The organism is Frondihabitans sp. OV104 (assembly GCF_057787745.1).
On sequence record NZ_CM173541.1, the window covers coordinates 1,595,049 to 1,610,844 of the forward strand.

Here is a 15,796-nt window from a genome sequence, read left to right on the forward strand (position 1 = left end):
TTCCGTGACGCGTCACTGACGGTCTCGGTGAACTCGCGGTGACGCGCACGGGTGTCAGTTCTTGGCCAGCGCGTCGCGGCTGGCGTCGTCGAGTCGGCGGGCCAGCGCCGCGGCGAGGGCCGGGTGCCCGGCGAGCGTCGGGTCGGCCTCGACCACCTCGGCGGCGTGCTCGCGAGCCAGCGCGATCACGTCGCCGTCGTGCGCGACCCGCAGCAGCCGCAGCGACGAGCGTCCGCCCGACTGCAGGCTGCCGAGCACATCGCCCTCCCTCCGCAGGTCGAGGTCGATCTGGGCGAGCTCGAAGCCGTCGGTCGTGGAGGCCACGGCGGCGACCCGCTCTCGCGCGGTCGTCCCCTCCTCCGCGTTCGTGACGAGCAGGCAGAGCCCCGGGTGCCCGCCCCGGCCGACCCGGCCACGGAGCTGGTGGAGCTGCGAGACGCCGAACCGCTCGGCATCGAGCACCACCATCGTCGAGGCGTTCGGCACGTCGACGCCCACCTCGATCACGGTGGTCGCGACGAGCACGTCGATGCGTCCGGCGGCGTACTCCTGCATCATGGCGTCTTTCTCGACGGCGCTCATCCGGCCGTGAAGCGGCTCGATGCGCCGGCCGGCGAGAGCGGGCGCGTCGCGCAGGGCGGCCAGGACGCCGTCGACGCTGGCTATGGCCACCGGCGCCTCGGCGGCCTCCGCGTCTTCGGCGAGCTCGTCGGCGACCTCGGGCGTCGCGGCGTCGATGGCCGGACACACCACGAACACCTGGCGGCCTCGCGCGATCTCCTCGGACGACCGCTCCCACACCCGCGAGATCCAACCCGGGTGGTCGACGAGCGGCACGACGAACGACTCGATCGGCTGCCGTCCCTTCGGCAGCTCGGCGATGGTCGACACGTCGAGGTCGCCGAACACCGTCATGGCCACCGTGCGCGGGATCGGCGTCGCCGTCAGCACGAGCACATGCGGAGGGGTCTGCCCCTTGCGCCGCAGCGCCTCCCGCTGCTCGACGCCGAACCGGTGCTGCTCGTCGACGACCACGAGCCCGAGGTCGTAGAACTCGACGCGGTCCGAGATGAGGGCGTGCGTGCCGACGACGATCTGCGCCTGTCCGCTCACGATGGCGAGCGTGGCCTTGCGGCGCTCGGCGACCGGCATCTGCCCGGTCAGGAGGACCGGCCGCAGCGTGGCCGCGAGATCAGGACCGAGCGTCTTCACGATGGATCGGAGGTGCTGCGCCGCGAGCACCTCGGTGGGCGCGAGCAGCGCCGACTGCCCGCCCGACTCGGCGACCGCGAGCATCGCGCGCAGGGCGACCAGCGTCTTGCCCGAGCCGACCTCGCCCTGCACGAGACGGTTCATCGGCACGTCGGCCGCCAGGTCGCGTGCGATCTCGGCACCGACGAGCGACTGGTCGCCGGTCAGGTCGAAGGGCAGGGCCTCGTCGAACCGGGCCAGAAGACCAGCGGGCGCAGGAACTCGCGCCACCGCCGCCGACACCCTCAGCTCGGCGCGCTGCTGCAGCAGCGCCGCCTGCAGCACGAACGCCTCGTCGAACTTCAGCGTCTCGCGCGCGGCCTTCCAGTCGCGGTCGCGCTCGGGCCGGTGCACGTTCTCGAGCGCTTCGCGCAGCGGCATCAGCTGCAGCTCGGCACGCACCGTCTCGGGCACGGAGTCGGGCAGCGGCGGCAGGGTGTCGAGGGCGACCTCGATCGACTTCTGCACCTGCCACGAGGCCACCGACGCGCTGGCCGGGTAGATCGGGATGGGCTGCTTCGCCCATCTCTGCGCCGTGGCATCGCCGGCCTCGGCGTTCCGCTCGTCGCCCTGCTCGAACAGCTCGTAGTCGGGATGCGCCAGCTGGCGGTTGCCCCGGTAGTCGCCGACCTTGCCCGCGAAGATGCCGCGGATGCCCGGGACCAGGTCTTTCGCCCGCCAGGCCTGGTTGAAGAAGGTCAGGGTCAGGATCCCCTGGCCGTCGCCGATCCGCACCTCGAGGATCGACCCGCGTCGCGCGCGCATCGTGCGCTCGCGCACGTCGAGCACCTCGGCCACGATCGTGACGCTCTCGCCGATGGCCAGCTCGCTGAGGGCGGTGAGCTCGCCGCGCCGCGCATAGCGCCGCGGATAGTGGCTGAGCAGGTCGCCGACCGTCTCGTACCCGAACGCGCGCTTGAGGGCACCGGCCGTGCGCCCGCCGAGCGCGTTGGACAGCGTCGTGTCGAGCGGAGAGGTGGGCACGGCTCAACGCTACCCGGCGCCGCCGACACCGCCTGCGATGATGGTGCCGTGACTCGCATCATCAGCGGCTTCGCCGGCTCCACCGCCCTCCGCGTCCCGAAGACCGGCACCCGGCCCACCAGCGACCGCGTCCGCGAGGCGCTGTTCTCGGCGCTCGAGGCGCGCGACGAGGTCCGCGGCCTCCGCGTGCTCGACCTCTATGCGGGCACGGGGGCCCTCGGCCTCGAGGCCGCCTCCCGCGGCGCCGCGACGGTCACCCTCGTCGAGAAGGGCCCGCAGGCCGCCCGCCTCTGCCGCGCCAACGGCACGCTCGTGGCCGGCCGCGCGCCCCGCGGGTCGGCTCCCTCGATCGACGTCGCGACCCAGACTGTGCGCGCCTACCTGCAGCACGCCCCGCAGAAGGCGTTCGACCTGGTACTCATCGACCCGCCCTACGAGCTCGGCGACGACGACCTCCGCCTCGACCTCGTGGCCCTCGTGCCGGCCCTCGAGGCCGACGCGCTCGTCGTCGTCGAGCGCCGCGCCCGCAGCGGCGAGCCGATCTGGCCGGACGGCCTCGCCCTCGAGACCAAGAAGTCGTACGGCGACACCGTGCTCTGGTGGGCTCGCGCCTAGCGGCCTCCCGAGAGCATCGGGCGCAGGAACTCAGCCCACCCCGCCCGACCACCGCGCGTACGGGTCCCACCCCGTCGCATCCGCGAGGGGCGCTCCGTCGAGGAGCACGACGGGCTCCCCCGCGCGCACGACGCCCACCGGGCGGAAGCCGCCGGGCAGGACGGCGTCGGCGGGGAACGTCGCCAGGAGCGAGTGGTCCTCTCCCCCGCGGAGGGCCGCGAGCGGGTCGGGCCCGAGCGCCGACCCGACGAGGTCGAGCGTGACGCCGGAGGCCCGGGCGACGCGGCCCGCGTCGAGGGCGAGTCCGTCAGAGAGATCGAGCATGGCGGTGGCCCCGGCGACGGCGGCCAGCACACCGTCGGCGACCGGCGGCGTCGGCGCGAGGTGCCACGCGACACGGGGGTCGCTCAGGCGGAGAGCGTCGGCGGCTCGGCGATCGGGAGTTCCTGCGCCGTCGACCGCCTCGGCGAAGAGCCGCTCGAGGCCCGACCCCGAGTCGCCGAGAACCCCCGACACGGCTACGACGTCGCCCGGACGAGCGCCGTCGCGCCGCACCGGAGCACGCCCGTCGAGGTCGCCGAACGCGGTGACGGCGATGGTCATCGTGCGCGAGACCGACATGTCGCCGCCGACCACGCCGCAGCCCGGCGCCATCACCGCGCAGCCGTCGGCGAGGCCGTCGGCGAACCGCTCGAGGAAGGCCGCCTCGGTATCGCCCGGCACCGCCAGCGCGACGACCAGCGCCGTCGGAGCCGCCCCCATCGCGGCCACGTCGGTGAAGTTGGAGGCGGCGGCCTTCCAGCCCAGGTCGTAGGGCGTCGACCAGGCGAGCCGGAAGTCGGGGCCGTGCACCATCAGGTCGGTCGTGACCACGAAGCGCCCGTCGGCCGCGGCCACCACCGCCGCGTCGTCGCCGGGCCCGAGCAGCGTGCGGTCGCCCTTCGGCAGGCGCGGCAGGATGCGGCCGAGGGTGGCGACCTCGCCGAGGCTCTCGACGGTCTCGGGCGCGCTGGTCGCGGCACTCTCACTCATGCACTCACGGTAGCGTGGACGTCGATGCCTCCCCGTCGCCGCCGCCGCGCGGCCCTCGCCCTCGCCGCCGCCCTGGCCGCCGTGCCCGTGCTCGCCGGGTGTGCCGCCGTGCAGGTCACGAGCGTGCATCTGCAGCCCGCGGCGCGGGCCGACACCGTCGCGTGCGCCGACGTCGTCGTGCACCTGCCGACCTCGGTGGAGTCCGAGACCGTCCGCGAGACGAACGCGCAGGGCACGAGCGCGTGGGGCTCACCGACGTCGATCGTGCTGACGTGCGGCATCACGACGCCAGCCGTGTCGGACCTGCCGTGCAACACGGTCGAGGGCGTCGACTGGCTCGCGGAGTTCACCCCGTCGAAGGCAGTCTTCACCACGTACGGCCGCAGCCCCGGCGTGCAGGTCGTCGTCGACACGAAGGCCGTCGAGGCCCCAACGAACGTCCTGCACGACGTGTCGAGCGCCGTCGGCACGCTGCCGCAGAACCGGGCGTGCCAGTCGCCGTCCGACGCGACCCCCGCCCCGTAGCCCGCCCAGGCGGGCAGGCGCAGACGGGCAGGCACAGGCGGGCATGCGCAGACGGGCAGGCGCAGACGGGCGGGCACAGACGGGCAGGCGCAGGAACTCGCCCTAGCGGATCGTCTCGAGGCCGAGGGCGATCAGCTCGTCGAGCAGCGCCGGGTAGCTGAGGCCGGAGGCCAGCCAGCACGCCGGGAACATCGAGATCGGGGTGAAGCCCGGCATCGTGTTCAGCTCGTTGACGATGAACCCCTCGTCGGTGAGGAACGCGTCGACGCGGGCGAGGCCGGCCCCGCCGATGGCGTCGAAGGCGCGGGCGGCGAGTTCGGAGAACTGCTCGAACTCGGCGCCCGACAGAGCGGCCGGGCAGACCAGGTCGGCCCCGGGGGCGCCGAGGTACTTCGACTCGAAGTCGTAGAACTTGTCGTCAGCGAGCACGATCTCGCCCGCGACGGATGTGCGGGGCGCTCCGCCGCCGCGGCCGCCGAGCACGGCCATCTCGAGCTCGCGGCCGACGACGGCCGCCTCGACGAGCACCTTCGAGTCTTCGGCCAACGCGATCTCCATGGCGGTGGCGAGCGAGGCGAGCGAGGTCGCCTTCGAGACGCCGACGCTGGAGCCGGCGCGGGCCGGCTTGACGAAGACGGGCCAGCCGAGCTCTTCGACGTGCTCCTCGACGACCGCGCGACGGTCGGCCCAGTCGCGGGCGGGGACCGTGATCCACGGCGCGACGTCGATGCCGGCGGCCTGGAGCACCGTCTTGGCGAAGTGCTTGTCCATGCCGACGGCCGAGGCGAGGATTCCCGCGCCGACGTAGGGCAGGCCGAGCAGCTCGAGCATGCCCTGGACGGAGCCGTCCTCCCCGAAGGGGCCGTGCAGGATGGGGAACACGACGTCGATCTCGCCCAGCGATCGCTCGACCCCGTCTTCGACGACGGTCATCTCGCGCGTCGCCGACGACTCGGGCCAGCGCACCTGCGTGCCGTTGGCCTCGACGGAGGGAAGCTTCTCGGCGTCGAGGGCGAAGTGCGCCGCGTCGTCGGGTTGGAGCGTGAAGGCGCCGTCACGGGTGATGCCCACCGGGATCACGTCGTAGCGGTCGCGGTCGAGCGCCGCGAGCACTCCGCCCGCTGTGGCGCAGCTGATCGAGTGCTCGCTGGAGCGCCCGCCGAACAGGAGGACCACGCGAAGACGGGAGGCAGGAGTGGTGTCGGTCACGGGGCGCCTTTCGACGATGCGGTGCGAGCCCTACTCGCCCTGCGGCTCGTCGGTCTCGGTGAGGTGCGGCGCGATGTTGCGCGGGTCCAGAGTACCGGCGAGGACCTCGGCGACCTGCTGGACGATGGGCATGTCGACGCCGCGCGACCGGGCCAGCTCGAGGATGGGGGCGACCGACGCGAGGCCCTCGGCCGTCTGGTTCATCTGGCGGATCACGTCGTCGTACCGGTAGCCCTGGCCGAGCAGGCGCCCCGCCGTGTTGTTGCGCGAGAGCGGCGACTGGCAGGTGGCGATCAGGTCGCCGAGGCCCGCGAGACCGGCGAGCGTCTCCGGCTTGGCGCCGAACGAGACGGCGAAGCTGGTCATCTCGGCGAGGCCGCGCGTGATGATCGACGCCTTCGTGTTCTCGCCGTAGCCGACTCCGTCGACGATCCCGATCGCGACGGCGATGAGATTCTTCAGGACGCCGCCGAATTCCGTGCCGATCACGTCGGTGTTGACGAACGAGCGGAAGTACGGGTTCGTGGCGGTCGCGGCTACCAGCGTCGCGGTCTCGAGGCTCTGGGACGAGATGACGGCCGCGGTCGGCTGGCGCTTGGCGATCTCGAGGGCGAGGTTCGGCCCGGAGGCGACGGCGACCAGCGACGGGTCGATGCCGAGGGCCTGGACGATGACCTCGCTCATTCGCAGGCCCGTCGACTTCTCGACACCCTTCATCAGGCTGATGACCGGTACGCCGGCGGGGATCAGGTCGCGGATCTCGGCGAGGTTCTGGCGGAGCGTCTGCGAGGGCACCGACACGTAGATCTGCTCGGCCCGGTCGAGCACCGCGGGGATGCTCGGCGACGCCGTCAGGGTGATCGGCAGGTTGATGCCGGGCAGGTAGTCGCTGTTGCGGTGGGTCTCGGTGACCTCGCGGGCGATCTCGGGCCGGCGGGCCCACATCTGCACCTCGGCGCCGCCCTCGGCGAGCACCTTCGCGAACGTCGTACCCCAGCTGCCGGCGCCGAGCACGGCCACGCGGCGCTCCATCGACGCGGCCCGGACTATCGAGATCGCCTCGGTCGTCACGAATCCCTTGCTGAGTCGGTCGAGGCCCTCCTGAGGGCCGGAGGAGCTAGGAGGTGCCACGGTCGAAACGCCCGATCTCGGATTGGTTGTGGTGCGCGGGGTCGTACCGGACGGCCGGCGGCTGCCCGCCCCGGAGCTCGGCGACGAGCGCGTCGATGCGGCTCATGACGAGCTCGGTGGCCTCGGCGACCTCGTGCTGGTCGAGGTGGCGCCCCCGGTAGGCCGAGAGGTCGACCGGGTCGCCGATGACGAAGGTGAACCGCTTGCGCGGGAAGAGGCGGAGCTTGTTCGACGGCGGCAGGAGCTCCTGCACGCCCCAGCTGGCCATCGGGATCAGCGGCACGCCGGCGTCGATCGCCATGCGGACGGCGCCGCCCTTGCCCCGCATCGGCCAGAGGTCGGGCTGACGCGTGAGCGAGCCCTCGGGGTAGACGACCACGCAGGCCCCCGTGGCGAGCGAGGCGACGCCGGCCGCGACGGGGTCGGACCCCCGGGTGCGCCCGGAGCGATCCACCGGCACCATCTTCGTCTGGCGCAGGATCCACCCGAGCACGGGCACCCGGAAGAGCGACTCCTTCGCGAGGAACCGCGTGATCCGCCCCCGCCGCCACAGGGCGAACGCCACGGCGAGCGGGTCGAAGTTGCTGTAGTGGTTGGGCGTGAGCACGAAAGCGCCGTCGGCCGGGAGCTTCTCGGGGTTCTTCAGCCGGTAGCTCGCGAGGGCCAGCAGCGGCACGTAGGCGATGCGTCCTGCCACGGCGAAGACGGCGTTGGGTTCGCGCCTGCGCTTCTGCGGGGGCAGGGGCGCGTCGGGGTTCATTGCGACGATGGCCTTCTACCCCGCGAAGTCGAAGTCCGCACCGAGCTTCCGCAGCTTCGCCACGAAGTGCTCGTAGCCGCGCGCGATGATGCCGACGTTCGTGATCTTCGACTCGCCCTCCGCGGTCAGCGCCGCGATCAGGTGGCTGAAGCCGCCGCGCAGGTCGGGCACGCGGATGTCGGCACCGTGGAGCGGAGTCGGGCCGGTGATGACGGCGGCCTGCTCGAAGTCGCGACGGGCGACGCGGCGGTCGGCGTGCTTGAGGCCGTCCTTGTGAACGACGATCTGCGCACCCATGTCGTTGAGCGCCTCGGTGAACTGGAAGCGGTTCTCGTAGACGGTCTCGTGGACGACGGAGACGCCGTGAGCCTGAGTGAGGGCTACGACGAGCGGCTGCTGCCAGTCCGTCATGAAGCCGGGGTGCACGTCGGTCTCGATGACGACGGGCTTGAGCTCGCCACCCGGGTGGTAGAAGCGGATGCCGTCCTCGTGGACGTCGAACTCGCCGCCGACCTTGCGGAAGACGTTGAGGAAAGTCATGAGGTCTTGCTGCTTGGCGCCCTCGACGAAGATGTCGCCCTTGGTGGCCAGAGCCGCGGCGGCCCAGGAGGCGGCCTCGTTGCGGTCGTTGATGGCGCGGTGGGTGTAGCCGCGGAGCGACTTCTGGCCCTCGATGAAGATGACGCGGTTCGGCTCGACGTTCACGATCGCGCCCATCTTCTGCAGGATCGCGATGAGGTCCATGATCTCGGGCTCGATGGCGGCGTTGCGCAGCTCCGTCACGCCCTCGGCGAGGACCGCCGTCAGCAGCACCTGCTCGGTCGCGCCGACGCTCGGGTACGGGAGCTCGATGTTGGCGCCCTTGAGGCCGTTCGGGGCAGTCAGGTGGATGCCGTTGTACGACTTGTCGACGACGGCGCCGAACGCGCGGAGGGCGTCCATGTGGAAGTCGATCGGTCGGTCGCCGATGCGGCAGCCGCCGAGGTCGGGGATGAACGCCTCGCCCAGCCGGTGCAGGAGCGGGCCGCAGAACAGGATCGGGATGCGCGAGGAGCCCGCGTGCGCGTCGATCTCGGCGAAGTGCGCGCCCTCGACGTTCGACGGGTCGAGGATCATCTCGCCGCGAGCCGGGTCGGTGATGCGGACGCCGTGGATCGAGAGGAGCCCGCGGACGACGTTGACGTCGCTGATGTCGGGCACGTCCTTCAGGATCGAGGGCGTGTCGCCGAGGAGCGAGGCGACCATGGCCTTCGTCGCCAGGTTCTTGGCGCCGCGGACCTCGATGCGTCCGATCAGCGGCTTGCCGCCGCGGATGACGATCTCGTCGGACTTCAGGCCCACGCGGGCGCCTGCTGCTGCTGCATCCTGAACAAGGGAGTTCACTACTTCACCGGCAATGTCTTGGGCCGCCAGGTGGCGCGGCGTGATTCGAATTCTGTGATTGCCGCCTCGTCGCGGAGAGTCAGGGCGATGTCGTCCAGCCCCTCGAGGAGACGCCACTTAGTGTAAGCATCGACCTCGAACGAAACCGTGTAGCCCGCGATCGTGGCGGTTTGCTCGGCCAGGTCGACAGTGATCTCGGGGACCGGCTCGCCGGCCTCCACGGCCGCGTCGATGATGGCCCAGATCTTCTCGATCTCGGGCTCGGCCACGACGGCGGCGAGCAGGCCCTGCTTGCCCGAGTTGCCGCGGAAGATGTCGGCGAAGCGCGGGCTGAGGACGACCTCGAAGCCGAAGTCGCGAAGCGCCCAGACGGCGTGCTCGCGGCTCGATCCGGTGCCGAAGTCGGGCCCGGCGACGAGCACCTTTGCGCCCTGGAACTCGGGGCGGTTGATCACGAACTCGGGGTCCTGGCGCCACGAGTAGAACAGGGCGTCCTCGAAGCCGGTCTTGGTGACGCGCTTGAGGAAGACGGCCGGGATGATCTGGTCGGTGTCGACGTTCGATCGCTTGAGGGGCGCCGGCGTGCCCGTGACCACGGTGGTCTTGTGCATTACAGGGCCCCTTCCAGCTCGGAGGCGTTGGCGGTCGTCGAGTCGGCCGCGAGGTCCCACGGGCTCGAGAGCGTGCCGCGGATGGCCGTGGCGGCTGCGACGAGCGGCGACACGAGGTGCGTGCGCCCGCCCTTGCCCTGGCGGCCCTCGAAGTTGCGGTTCGACGTGGAGGCGCAGCGCTCGCCCGGTGCGAGCTGGTCGGGGTTCATGCCGAGGCACATCGAGCAGCCGGCGAAGCGCCACTCGGCGCCGAAGTCGGTGAACACCTTGTCGAGGCCCTCGGCCTCGGCTTCGATGCGGACGCGCGCCGAGCCCGGGACGACCATGACCCGGACGCCCTCGGCCTTCTTCTGGCCCCGGACGATCGACGCGAAGGCCCGCAGGTCTTCGATGCGGCTGTTGGTGCAGGAGCCCATGAAGACCGCGTCGACGGCGATCTCCTTCATCGGAGTGCCGGCGGCGAGGTCCATGTACTCGAGGGCGCGCGACGCGGCGGCCTTCTCGTTCGGGTCGCTGATGGCGGCAGGATCGGGGACGGACTCCGAGAGCGACACGCCCTGGCCCGGGTTGGTGCCCCACGTCACGAACGGCTCGAGCTCGCCCGCGTCGAGGAAGACCTCGGCGTCGAACACGGCGTCGTCGTCGGTGGGCAGAGTGTTCCAGTAGGCGACCGCGTCGCGCCAGTCGTCGCCCTCCGGGGCGTGCGGACGGCCCTGCAGGTAGTCGTAGGTGATCTGGTCGGGCGCGACCATGCCGGCGCGGGCGCCGGCCTCGATCGACATGTTGCAGATGGTCATGCGCCCCTCCATCGAGAGGGAGCGGATGGCGCTGCCGCGGTACTCGAGCACGTAGCCCTGGCCGCCGCCGGTGCCGATCTTGGCGATGACGGCCAGGATGATGTCTTTCGCCGTGACGCCGGGGCGCAGCTCGCCCTCGACCGTGATGGCCATTGTCTTGAACGGCTTGAGCGGCAGCGTCTGCGTGGCGAGGACGTGCTCGACCTCGCTGGTGCCGATGCCGAACGCCATGGCGCCGAAGGCGCCGTGCGTCGACGTGTGCGAGTCGCCGCAGACGACCGTGACACCCGGCATGGTGAGGCCGAGCTGCGGGCCGACGACGTGCACGATGCCCTGCTCGGCGTCGCCCAGGGAGTGCAGGCGGACGCCGAACTCGGCGGCGTTGCTGCGCAGCGTGTCGATCTGGGTGCGGCTCGTCAGGTCGGCGATGGGACGGTCGATGGCGAGCGTCGGCGTGTTGTGGTCCTCGGTCGCGATCGTGAGGTCGAGGCGGCGGACCGGGCGGTCGGCCTGGCGGAGGCCGTCGAACGCCTGGGGGCTCGTGACCTCGTGCACAAGGTGGAGGTCGATGTAGAGAAGGTCGGGAGCGCCGTCGGCGCCTTTGACGACGACGTGGTCGTCCCACACTTTTTCTGCGAGCGTTCTACCCAAGGGTGTGCCCTCCATCGGTTGGCTTCGGATCGGACGAGTCTAGCCGTGTTACGGCTGTGTTTCCCCGGAGGGGAACCAGGGGCAACAGCGCGGAAGCCAACGCGCCCCCGCGCCGCGTTCTTCCCGGACGGATAGAGTGCGGCTGACGAGGGGGCCGAGCGAAGGCGGTGCTGGGATGACGGGCTGGACCCCGGCGCGCCCCGAGCGCCCCGCCCCCGCCGCACCGCACGGCGCCGCGCTCGGCACGCCGACGGCGATCGCGGGCCTGCCGGTCGCGCCCGTCGGCGAGCGCCGAGTTCCTGCGCCCGTCGCCTCCCGGCGCCGTCGACGACGGCTGCCGCTCTCGCCCGCCAAGAGGCTGATCGCCGGCTTCGCGCTGCTGGCCCTCGTGATCGGGGCGGTCACGGGCGTGGGCACGGCCCTCACGCCGTCGTACGGCGATCTCGCTCCGTGGCGTGACGCGGCGATCGCCGACGTGCGCCAGAGCCCCGAGCCCACCGGGTGGACGACGAACCTGTCGCGCGCGATGCTGCCCGGCGTGCCGTCGCGGTGTGCGGAGTTCCGGGCCTCGTCGGCCACCGACCCGCTCGTGATGATCACGGCCGACTCGCCCTCGCTCGGATCGACGGCGAACTGCTCGGTGTCGACGATCCAGCAGGTCGACGCCACCGTCGCCCTCTTCGACCCCGTGACCGGCGATGTGCGATGGCGTCACGACCTGAGCCGCGAGTTCCCGGCGACGACCGGGACGTTCACGGTGCAGCAGACGTGGATTCGCGCCGACGTGGGGCGCGTGCTCGTGGCGTTCACGACCGACGGCCGGTTCACTCTCGCGGTGCTCTCGCTCGGCGACGGGACGCTGCTGAGCAGCATCCAGGTGCCGCGCGGCGACATCGGCTCGGGCCCGCTGGTCGAGGGCAGCCTGGTCGCCTACAGCGTCAGCACGTCGCGCGAGGGCTCGAGCCTGTGGACCCTCACGGACATCCGCACCCTCGGCGACCCGGTCTGGACCGATCTCCTGCCCGACTCGACCCCGGTCGTGCTGCTGCGGAGCGGCCTCTTCACCGAGGTCGACGGCCGGTCGGTCCGCATCGACGGCGCCACCGGCGAGGCGAACCAGGTCGGCGACGGCACCGTGGGCTTCGGCTCGGTCGAGGAGGACGGCGTCGACCTGTTCACGAGCGACACGCTGGCGAGCGGCGTCGCGATCACGGCGTGGAGCCCGGAGGGCAGGCGCCTGTGGACGCGCGGCGGCCTCGGCGACTTCGCGGGGCTCAGCCGCAGCTGCCTGCTGACCTCCCTGCCCGGAACCACGTCGCTGCGGTGCGTCGATCGAGCGACCGGCGCGAGCCGCTGGACTCGCGACCTGGCCTCGCAGGGCTCGCCCACCGGCATGATCGGGCAGACGACCGACGACGTCGCGGTCTTCCGGAGCTTCGGCAACCACTCCGAGCTCGTGATGCTCGACGGCGGCAGCGGCAGGCCGAAGTTCTCGGTCGACCTCCTGCCGACGACGACGATCGCCGCCGTCTCGCGCACGACCGGCTACCTGGTGTCGTCGAGCCTCAGCGGCACGCCGATCGGCCTGATCGCGTTCGATACCGAGTCGGGGCGGATCCTGTGGCAGCGGAACGTGCTCGACGACGGCGACACCGAGATGTGGGGCGGGAGGCTGGTCGAGCTCTCCAGCGACGGCATCGTGAGAGAGCTGACGAATCCTCCGGGCACGGTGCTCGGAACGTAGGCGCGAAGACTAGGCTCCGGGGCGGTCGGTGATTCCGGCCGCAACACGATCGCGCAGCGTCGCGCGAGGAAGCGTCGTCATGTCGCAGATCGACCACCGCCCCTGGACTCCGCCGCGTCCTCCGGGGCCCGCCTCGCCGTGGACCCCGCCCCTCCCGACCGCGCAGCCGAGCACCGGGGCGCAGGAACTGCCCGCACCCCGCCTCGCCACCCCGCCGTCGGCGCCCCCGCGCCGCCCGGGTCGGCGAGCACCGCGCCGCGGGCGGATCGCCGGTCTGTGGTCCCGAACGTCGCTGCCGCGGCGGATCCTGCTCTCCTATGTCGCTCTGGCCGCCGTCATCGCCGCGGTCGTCGGCGTGGGCGTCGTGGTCCAGCCGTCGTACGGCACCCTCTCGCCGTGGTCGGGCGTGCGCGTCGACGACGTCCGCGCCTCGCCGACCCCGCGCGCCTGGGCCGTCGACCTCGCCTCGACGCTCGCTCCCGGTGCGCCCGCCGAGTGCCTCCGGTTCACGGCCGTCGACGTCGGCCAGGACCTCGCCGCGGTGCGCGCCGACTCGGCGTGGAACTCCGGCTTCTCAGACGACGCCTCGTGCTCCATCGTCCCTTCGGGCTACAAGTCGCGCGTGGCGCTCCTCGACACGGCGACCGGCGCGGTCCGGTGGGTGCACGACACCGCCAACGACGTGGACGCGCGGTCGGGCGTGGCCATCTCGTGGGTCTCCACGACGGGCTCCGGCACGCGCCTCCTGGTGCGCTCGGGCACGGACACCACCTCCGTCGTCGAGACGCTGTCGACGACCACGGGCCAGGTGCTCGGCTCGACCGGCACGCAGTCGTGGAGCGGCGACGACCGGTTCACGGCGAACGGCGATGTCGTGGCCATGGGCCGCCGCACGGGCGACGGCCTCGAGTACATCTACGAGCTCCGTGATTCGCGTGCGCTGTCGAGGGTGGTGTGGCAGGGCACCGCGAACGAGACGGCGACCCTGATCGCCCTCGACGACCGGATGCTGCTGGGCGACCGGGGGACACTGCAGATCCCGCTGGCCACCGGCACGCCCCGCCCGTGGAGCGGACCGGTGAACACGGCGCTCGGCTACGCGCTGCGGGGCGACGTGGTCTTCGCCGCCCGTACCCGCGGCTCCGGCGTGACGACGAGCGCCGCGGGCGGCTTCTCGGCCGTCGACAAGACCGGCAGGGTGCTCTGGTCGTCTGACCTCGACCTGCGCGGCAGCTTCTCGGTCGGCCGCGACTGCCTCGTCGTCACCAACCTGCGCGGCGATCGGCTGACCTGCCTCGACTACCGCACGGGCGCGGTCCGCTGGAGTCGCGACACCGAGTCGTACAGCTACGCCGGCAGCGCCGTCGGCCAGCGGACGGACGACGTCTACACGGTGTCGACGAACGACGACCCGCAGGTGGTCGCGCTCGACGGAGGCACCGGACGCGTCCGGTTCCACGCCGACGTGCCCGCCGGGTCGTACGTGGTCGCCGCCGGCCACACGGTCGGCTACGCCCTCACCTACGGGGCTACCGGAGCGAGGACGACCGTCGTGGCGTTCGACCTGTCGAGCGGCCGGAGGCTGTGGGTGCACACCTCGCAGCTGCAGCTGGGGGTCTGGGGAGGGCACGTCATCGACGTCGGGCTCGACGGACTGGCACGTCGACTGGGGTAGCGGACGGCCCCGATCGTGCCCCGCGCCTCGCGTAGGGTGAGCCGGGTGCTCGCAACGATTACGTACACCGGCCCCGATGCCACCGATCTCGGCTTCCTCCTCCACAAGCACCCCGGCCGCCTGCAGTCGTTCGATCTCGCAGTCGGCCGCGCCCACGTGTTCTACCCGGAGCAGACCGACGAGACCTGCACTGCGGCGCTCATGCTCGAGGTCGACGCGATCGACCTGGTCCGCAGCAAGCGCTTCTCCGGAGGCGACTCCTCCGAGCTCGGCCACTACGTCAACGACCGCCCCTACGCGTCATCGTCGATGCTCGCCGTCGCGCTCGCTCAGGTGTTCCGCACGGCGATGACCGGCCGCTGCGACGCGCGCCCTGAGCTCGCGGCGAGCCCCCTCCCCCTGACCATCACCCTGGCGGCCGTGCCGTCGCGCGGCGAGCCGGGTCTGGCGAGCCGCCTGTTCGAGCCGCTCAGCTGGACCGTCGTCGACGCCGCGGTTCCGCTCGACCCGGAGTTCCCGGAGTGGGGCGACTCCCGGTACTCCGACCTGACGCTGACGGGCACCCTCCGTCTCGCCGACGCGCTGCACCAGCTCTACGTGATGCTCCCGGTTCTCGACGACTCGAAGCACTACTGGGTGGGCGACGACGAGATCGGCAAGCTGCTCCGCGCAGGCGAGGGCTGGCTGCCGGCGCACCCCGAGCGGGAGCTCATCACCCGGCGGTACCTGGCGCACCAGCGCGGCCTGGTCCGCGACGCGACGGCGCAGCTGGAGGTCCTCGACGGATCGCCGGTGCGCGAGGGGCTCGACGACGCCGAGATCGCGACGCCGCTGCGCGTGCACCGCGCCGAGGCCGTCCTGACCGCGCTCCGAGACGTGGGCGCCCACCGGGTGGCCGACGTGGGCTGCGGTCCGGGCGCGCTGCTCACGCACCTGCTCGCCGACTCCGCGTTCACCGACATCATCGGCACCGACGTCTCGCACCGCGCTCTCGACGTCGCCGAGCGCCGCCTGCACATCCGCGACCTGAGCGACCGGCAGCGCGACCGCATCCGGCTGCTCCAGTCGTCGGTCACCTACCAGGACGACCGGCTGGCGCATCTCGATGCGATCGTCCTGATGGAGGTCGTCGAGCACATCGAGCTGGAGCGCCTCGACGCGCTCGAGTCGTCGATCTTCGGCAGCGCGGCTCCGGGCGCGGTGATCGTGACCACGCCGAACTCCGACTACAACGCCCTGTACCCGTCCTTGCCGGCCGGCCGGTTCCGGCACCCCGACCACCGCTTCGAGTGGTCGCGCGCCGAGTTCGCCGCCTGGGCCGACCGCGTCGCGGTCTCCTACGGCTACACCGTGGAGTACCGGCCCGTCGGCGACGCCGACGAGACTCACGGCTCCCCCACCCAGCTCGCGCTCTTCCGGAAGGCCTGA

Annotated in this window: 13 protein-coding genes; 5 read left to right on the forward strand and 8 right to left on the reverse strand. The window is 72.1% G+C overall.

What is annotated here, in order from left to right:
* Window positions 1–54 precede the first annotated feature (54 nt).
* Window positions 55–2,235: an ATP-dependent DNA helicase RecG gene (locus tag AC3CBB_RS07500; protein WP_488626532.1), complete on the reverse strand. Its 2,181-nt coding sequence runs from the start codon at window positions 2,233–2,235 to the stop codon at window positions 55–57.
* 48 nt (window positions 2,236–2,283) lie between these two features.
* Between AC3CBB_RS07500 and AC3CBB_RS07505 the strand changes: the two genes are divergently transcribed.
* Entirely contained in the window at window positions 2,284–2,850 is a 567-nt protein-coding gene (locus tag AC3CBB_RS07505) for an RsmD family RNA methyltransferase (protein ID WP_123504955.1), read from the forward strand.
* 30 nt (window positions 2,851–2,880) lie between these two features.
* Here AC3CBB_RS07505 and thiL read toward each other — a convergent pair whose 3' ends face one another.
* On the reverse strand, window positions 2,881–3,882 hold the full coding sequence (gene thiL, locus AC3CBB_RS07510) for a thiamine-phosphate kinase (RefSeq protein ID WP_488626533.1): 1,002 nt from the start codon (window positions 3,880–3,882) through the stop codon (window positions 2,881–2,883).
* Between the two features lie 24 nt (window positions 3,883–3,906).
* Here thiL and AC3CBB_RS07515 point away from each other — a divergent pair, with 24 nt between their 5' ends.
* Window positions 3,907–4,407: a DUF3515 family protein gene (locus tag AC3CBB_RS07515; RefSeq protein ID WP_488626534.1), complete on the forward strand. Its 501-nt coding sequence runs from the start codon at window positions 3,907–3,909 to the stop codon at window positions 4,405–4,407.
* Between the two features lie 102 nt (window positions 4,408–4,509).
* Here the strand turns inward: AC3CBB_RS07515 and AC3CBB_RS07520 are convergent, their stop codons facing one another.
* The 6 genes from AC3CBB_RS07520 to leuC all read right to left on the reverse strand — a co-directional run bounded on the left by AC3CBB_RS07520 (window position 4,510) and on the right by leuC (window position 10,964).
* Entirely contained in the window at window positions 4,510–5,616 is a 1,107-nt protein-coding gene (locus tag AC3CBB_RS07520) for a D-alanine--D-alanine ligase family protein (protein ID WP_488626535.1), read from the reverse strand.
* A 30-nt stretch (window positions 5,617–5,646) separates the two neighbouring features.
* Window positions 5,647–6,648 carry an NAD(P)H-dependent glycerol-3-phosphate dehydrogenase gene (locus AC3CBB_RS07525; RefSeq protein ID WP_488626724.1) on the reverse strand — a complete coding sequence of 334 codons (1,002 nt, stop codon included), beginning with the start codon at window positions 6,646–6,648 and terminating at the stop codon, window positions 5,647–5,649.
* A gap of 85 nt (window positions 6,649–6,733) precedes the next feature.
* Complete coding sequence (locus AC3CBB_RS07530; protein WP_488626536.1) at window positions 6,734–7,507, reverse strand: lysophospholipid acyltransferase family protein; 774 nt, start codon at window positions 7,505–7,507, stop codon at window positions 6,734–6,736.
* 15 nt (window positions 7,508–7,522) lie between these two features.
* Complete coding sequence (murA, locus tag AC3CBB_RS07535) at window positions 7,523–8,890, reverse strand: UDP-N-acetylglucosamine 1-carboxyvinyltransferase (protein ID WP_123504959.1); 1,368 nt, start codon at window positions 8,888–8,890, stop codon at window positions 7,523–7,525.
* Entirely contained in the window at window positions 8,890–9,501 is a 612-nt protein-coding gene (gene leuD / locus AC3CBB_RS07540; RefSeq protein WP_123504960.1) for a 3-isopropylmalate dehydratase small subunit, read from the reverse strand. Before leuD ends, murA begins: the two co-directional genes overlap by 1 nt.
* Entirely contained in the window at window positions 9,501–10,964 is a 1,464-nt protein-coding gene (gene leuC / locus AC3CBB_RS07545) for a 3-isopropylmalate dehydratase large subunit (RefSeq protein ID WP_488626537.1), read from the reverse strand. The genes leuD and leuC overlap by 1 nt, the downstream gene beginning before the upstream one ends.
* Before the next feature lie 160 nt (window positions 10,965–11,124).
* Between leuC and AC3CBB_RS07550 the strand changes: the two genes are divergently transcribed.
* The 3 genes from AC3CBB_RS07550 (at window position 11,125) to AC3CBB_RS07560 (ending at window position 15,796) form a co-directional block, all read left to right on the forward strand.
* On the forward strand, window positions 11,125–12,693 hold the full coding sequence (locus AC3CBB_RS07550; RefSeq protein WP_488626538.1) for an outer membrane protein assembly factor BamB family protein: 1,569 nt from the start codon (window positions 11,125–11,127) through the stop codon (window positions 12,691–12,693).
* Window positions 12,694–12,772: 79 nt separating this feature from the next.
* On the forward strand, window positions 12,773–14,368 hold the full coding sequence (locus tag AC3CBB_RS07555; RefSeq protein WP_488626539.1) for an outer membrane protein assembly factor BamB family protein: 1,596 nt from the start codon (window positions 12,773–12,775) through the stop codon (window positions 14,366–14,368).
* Window positions 14,369–14,413: 45 nt separating this feature from the next.
* Window positions 14,414–15,796 (forward strand): 3' terminal RNA ribose 2'-O-methyltransferase Hen1, encoded by a 1,383-nt coding sequence (locus tag AC3CBB_RS07560; protein ID WP_488626540.1) that lies wholly within the window; start codon window positions 14,414–14,416, stop codon window positions 15,794–15,796.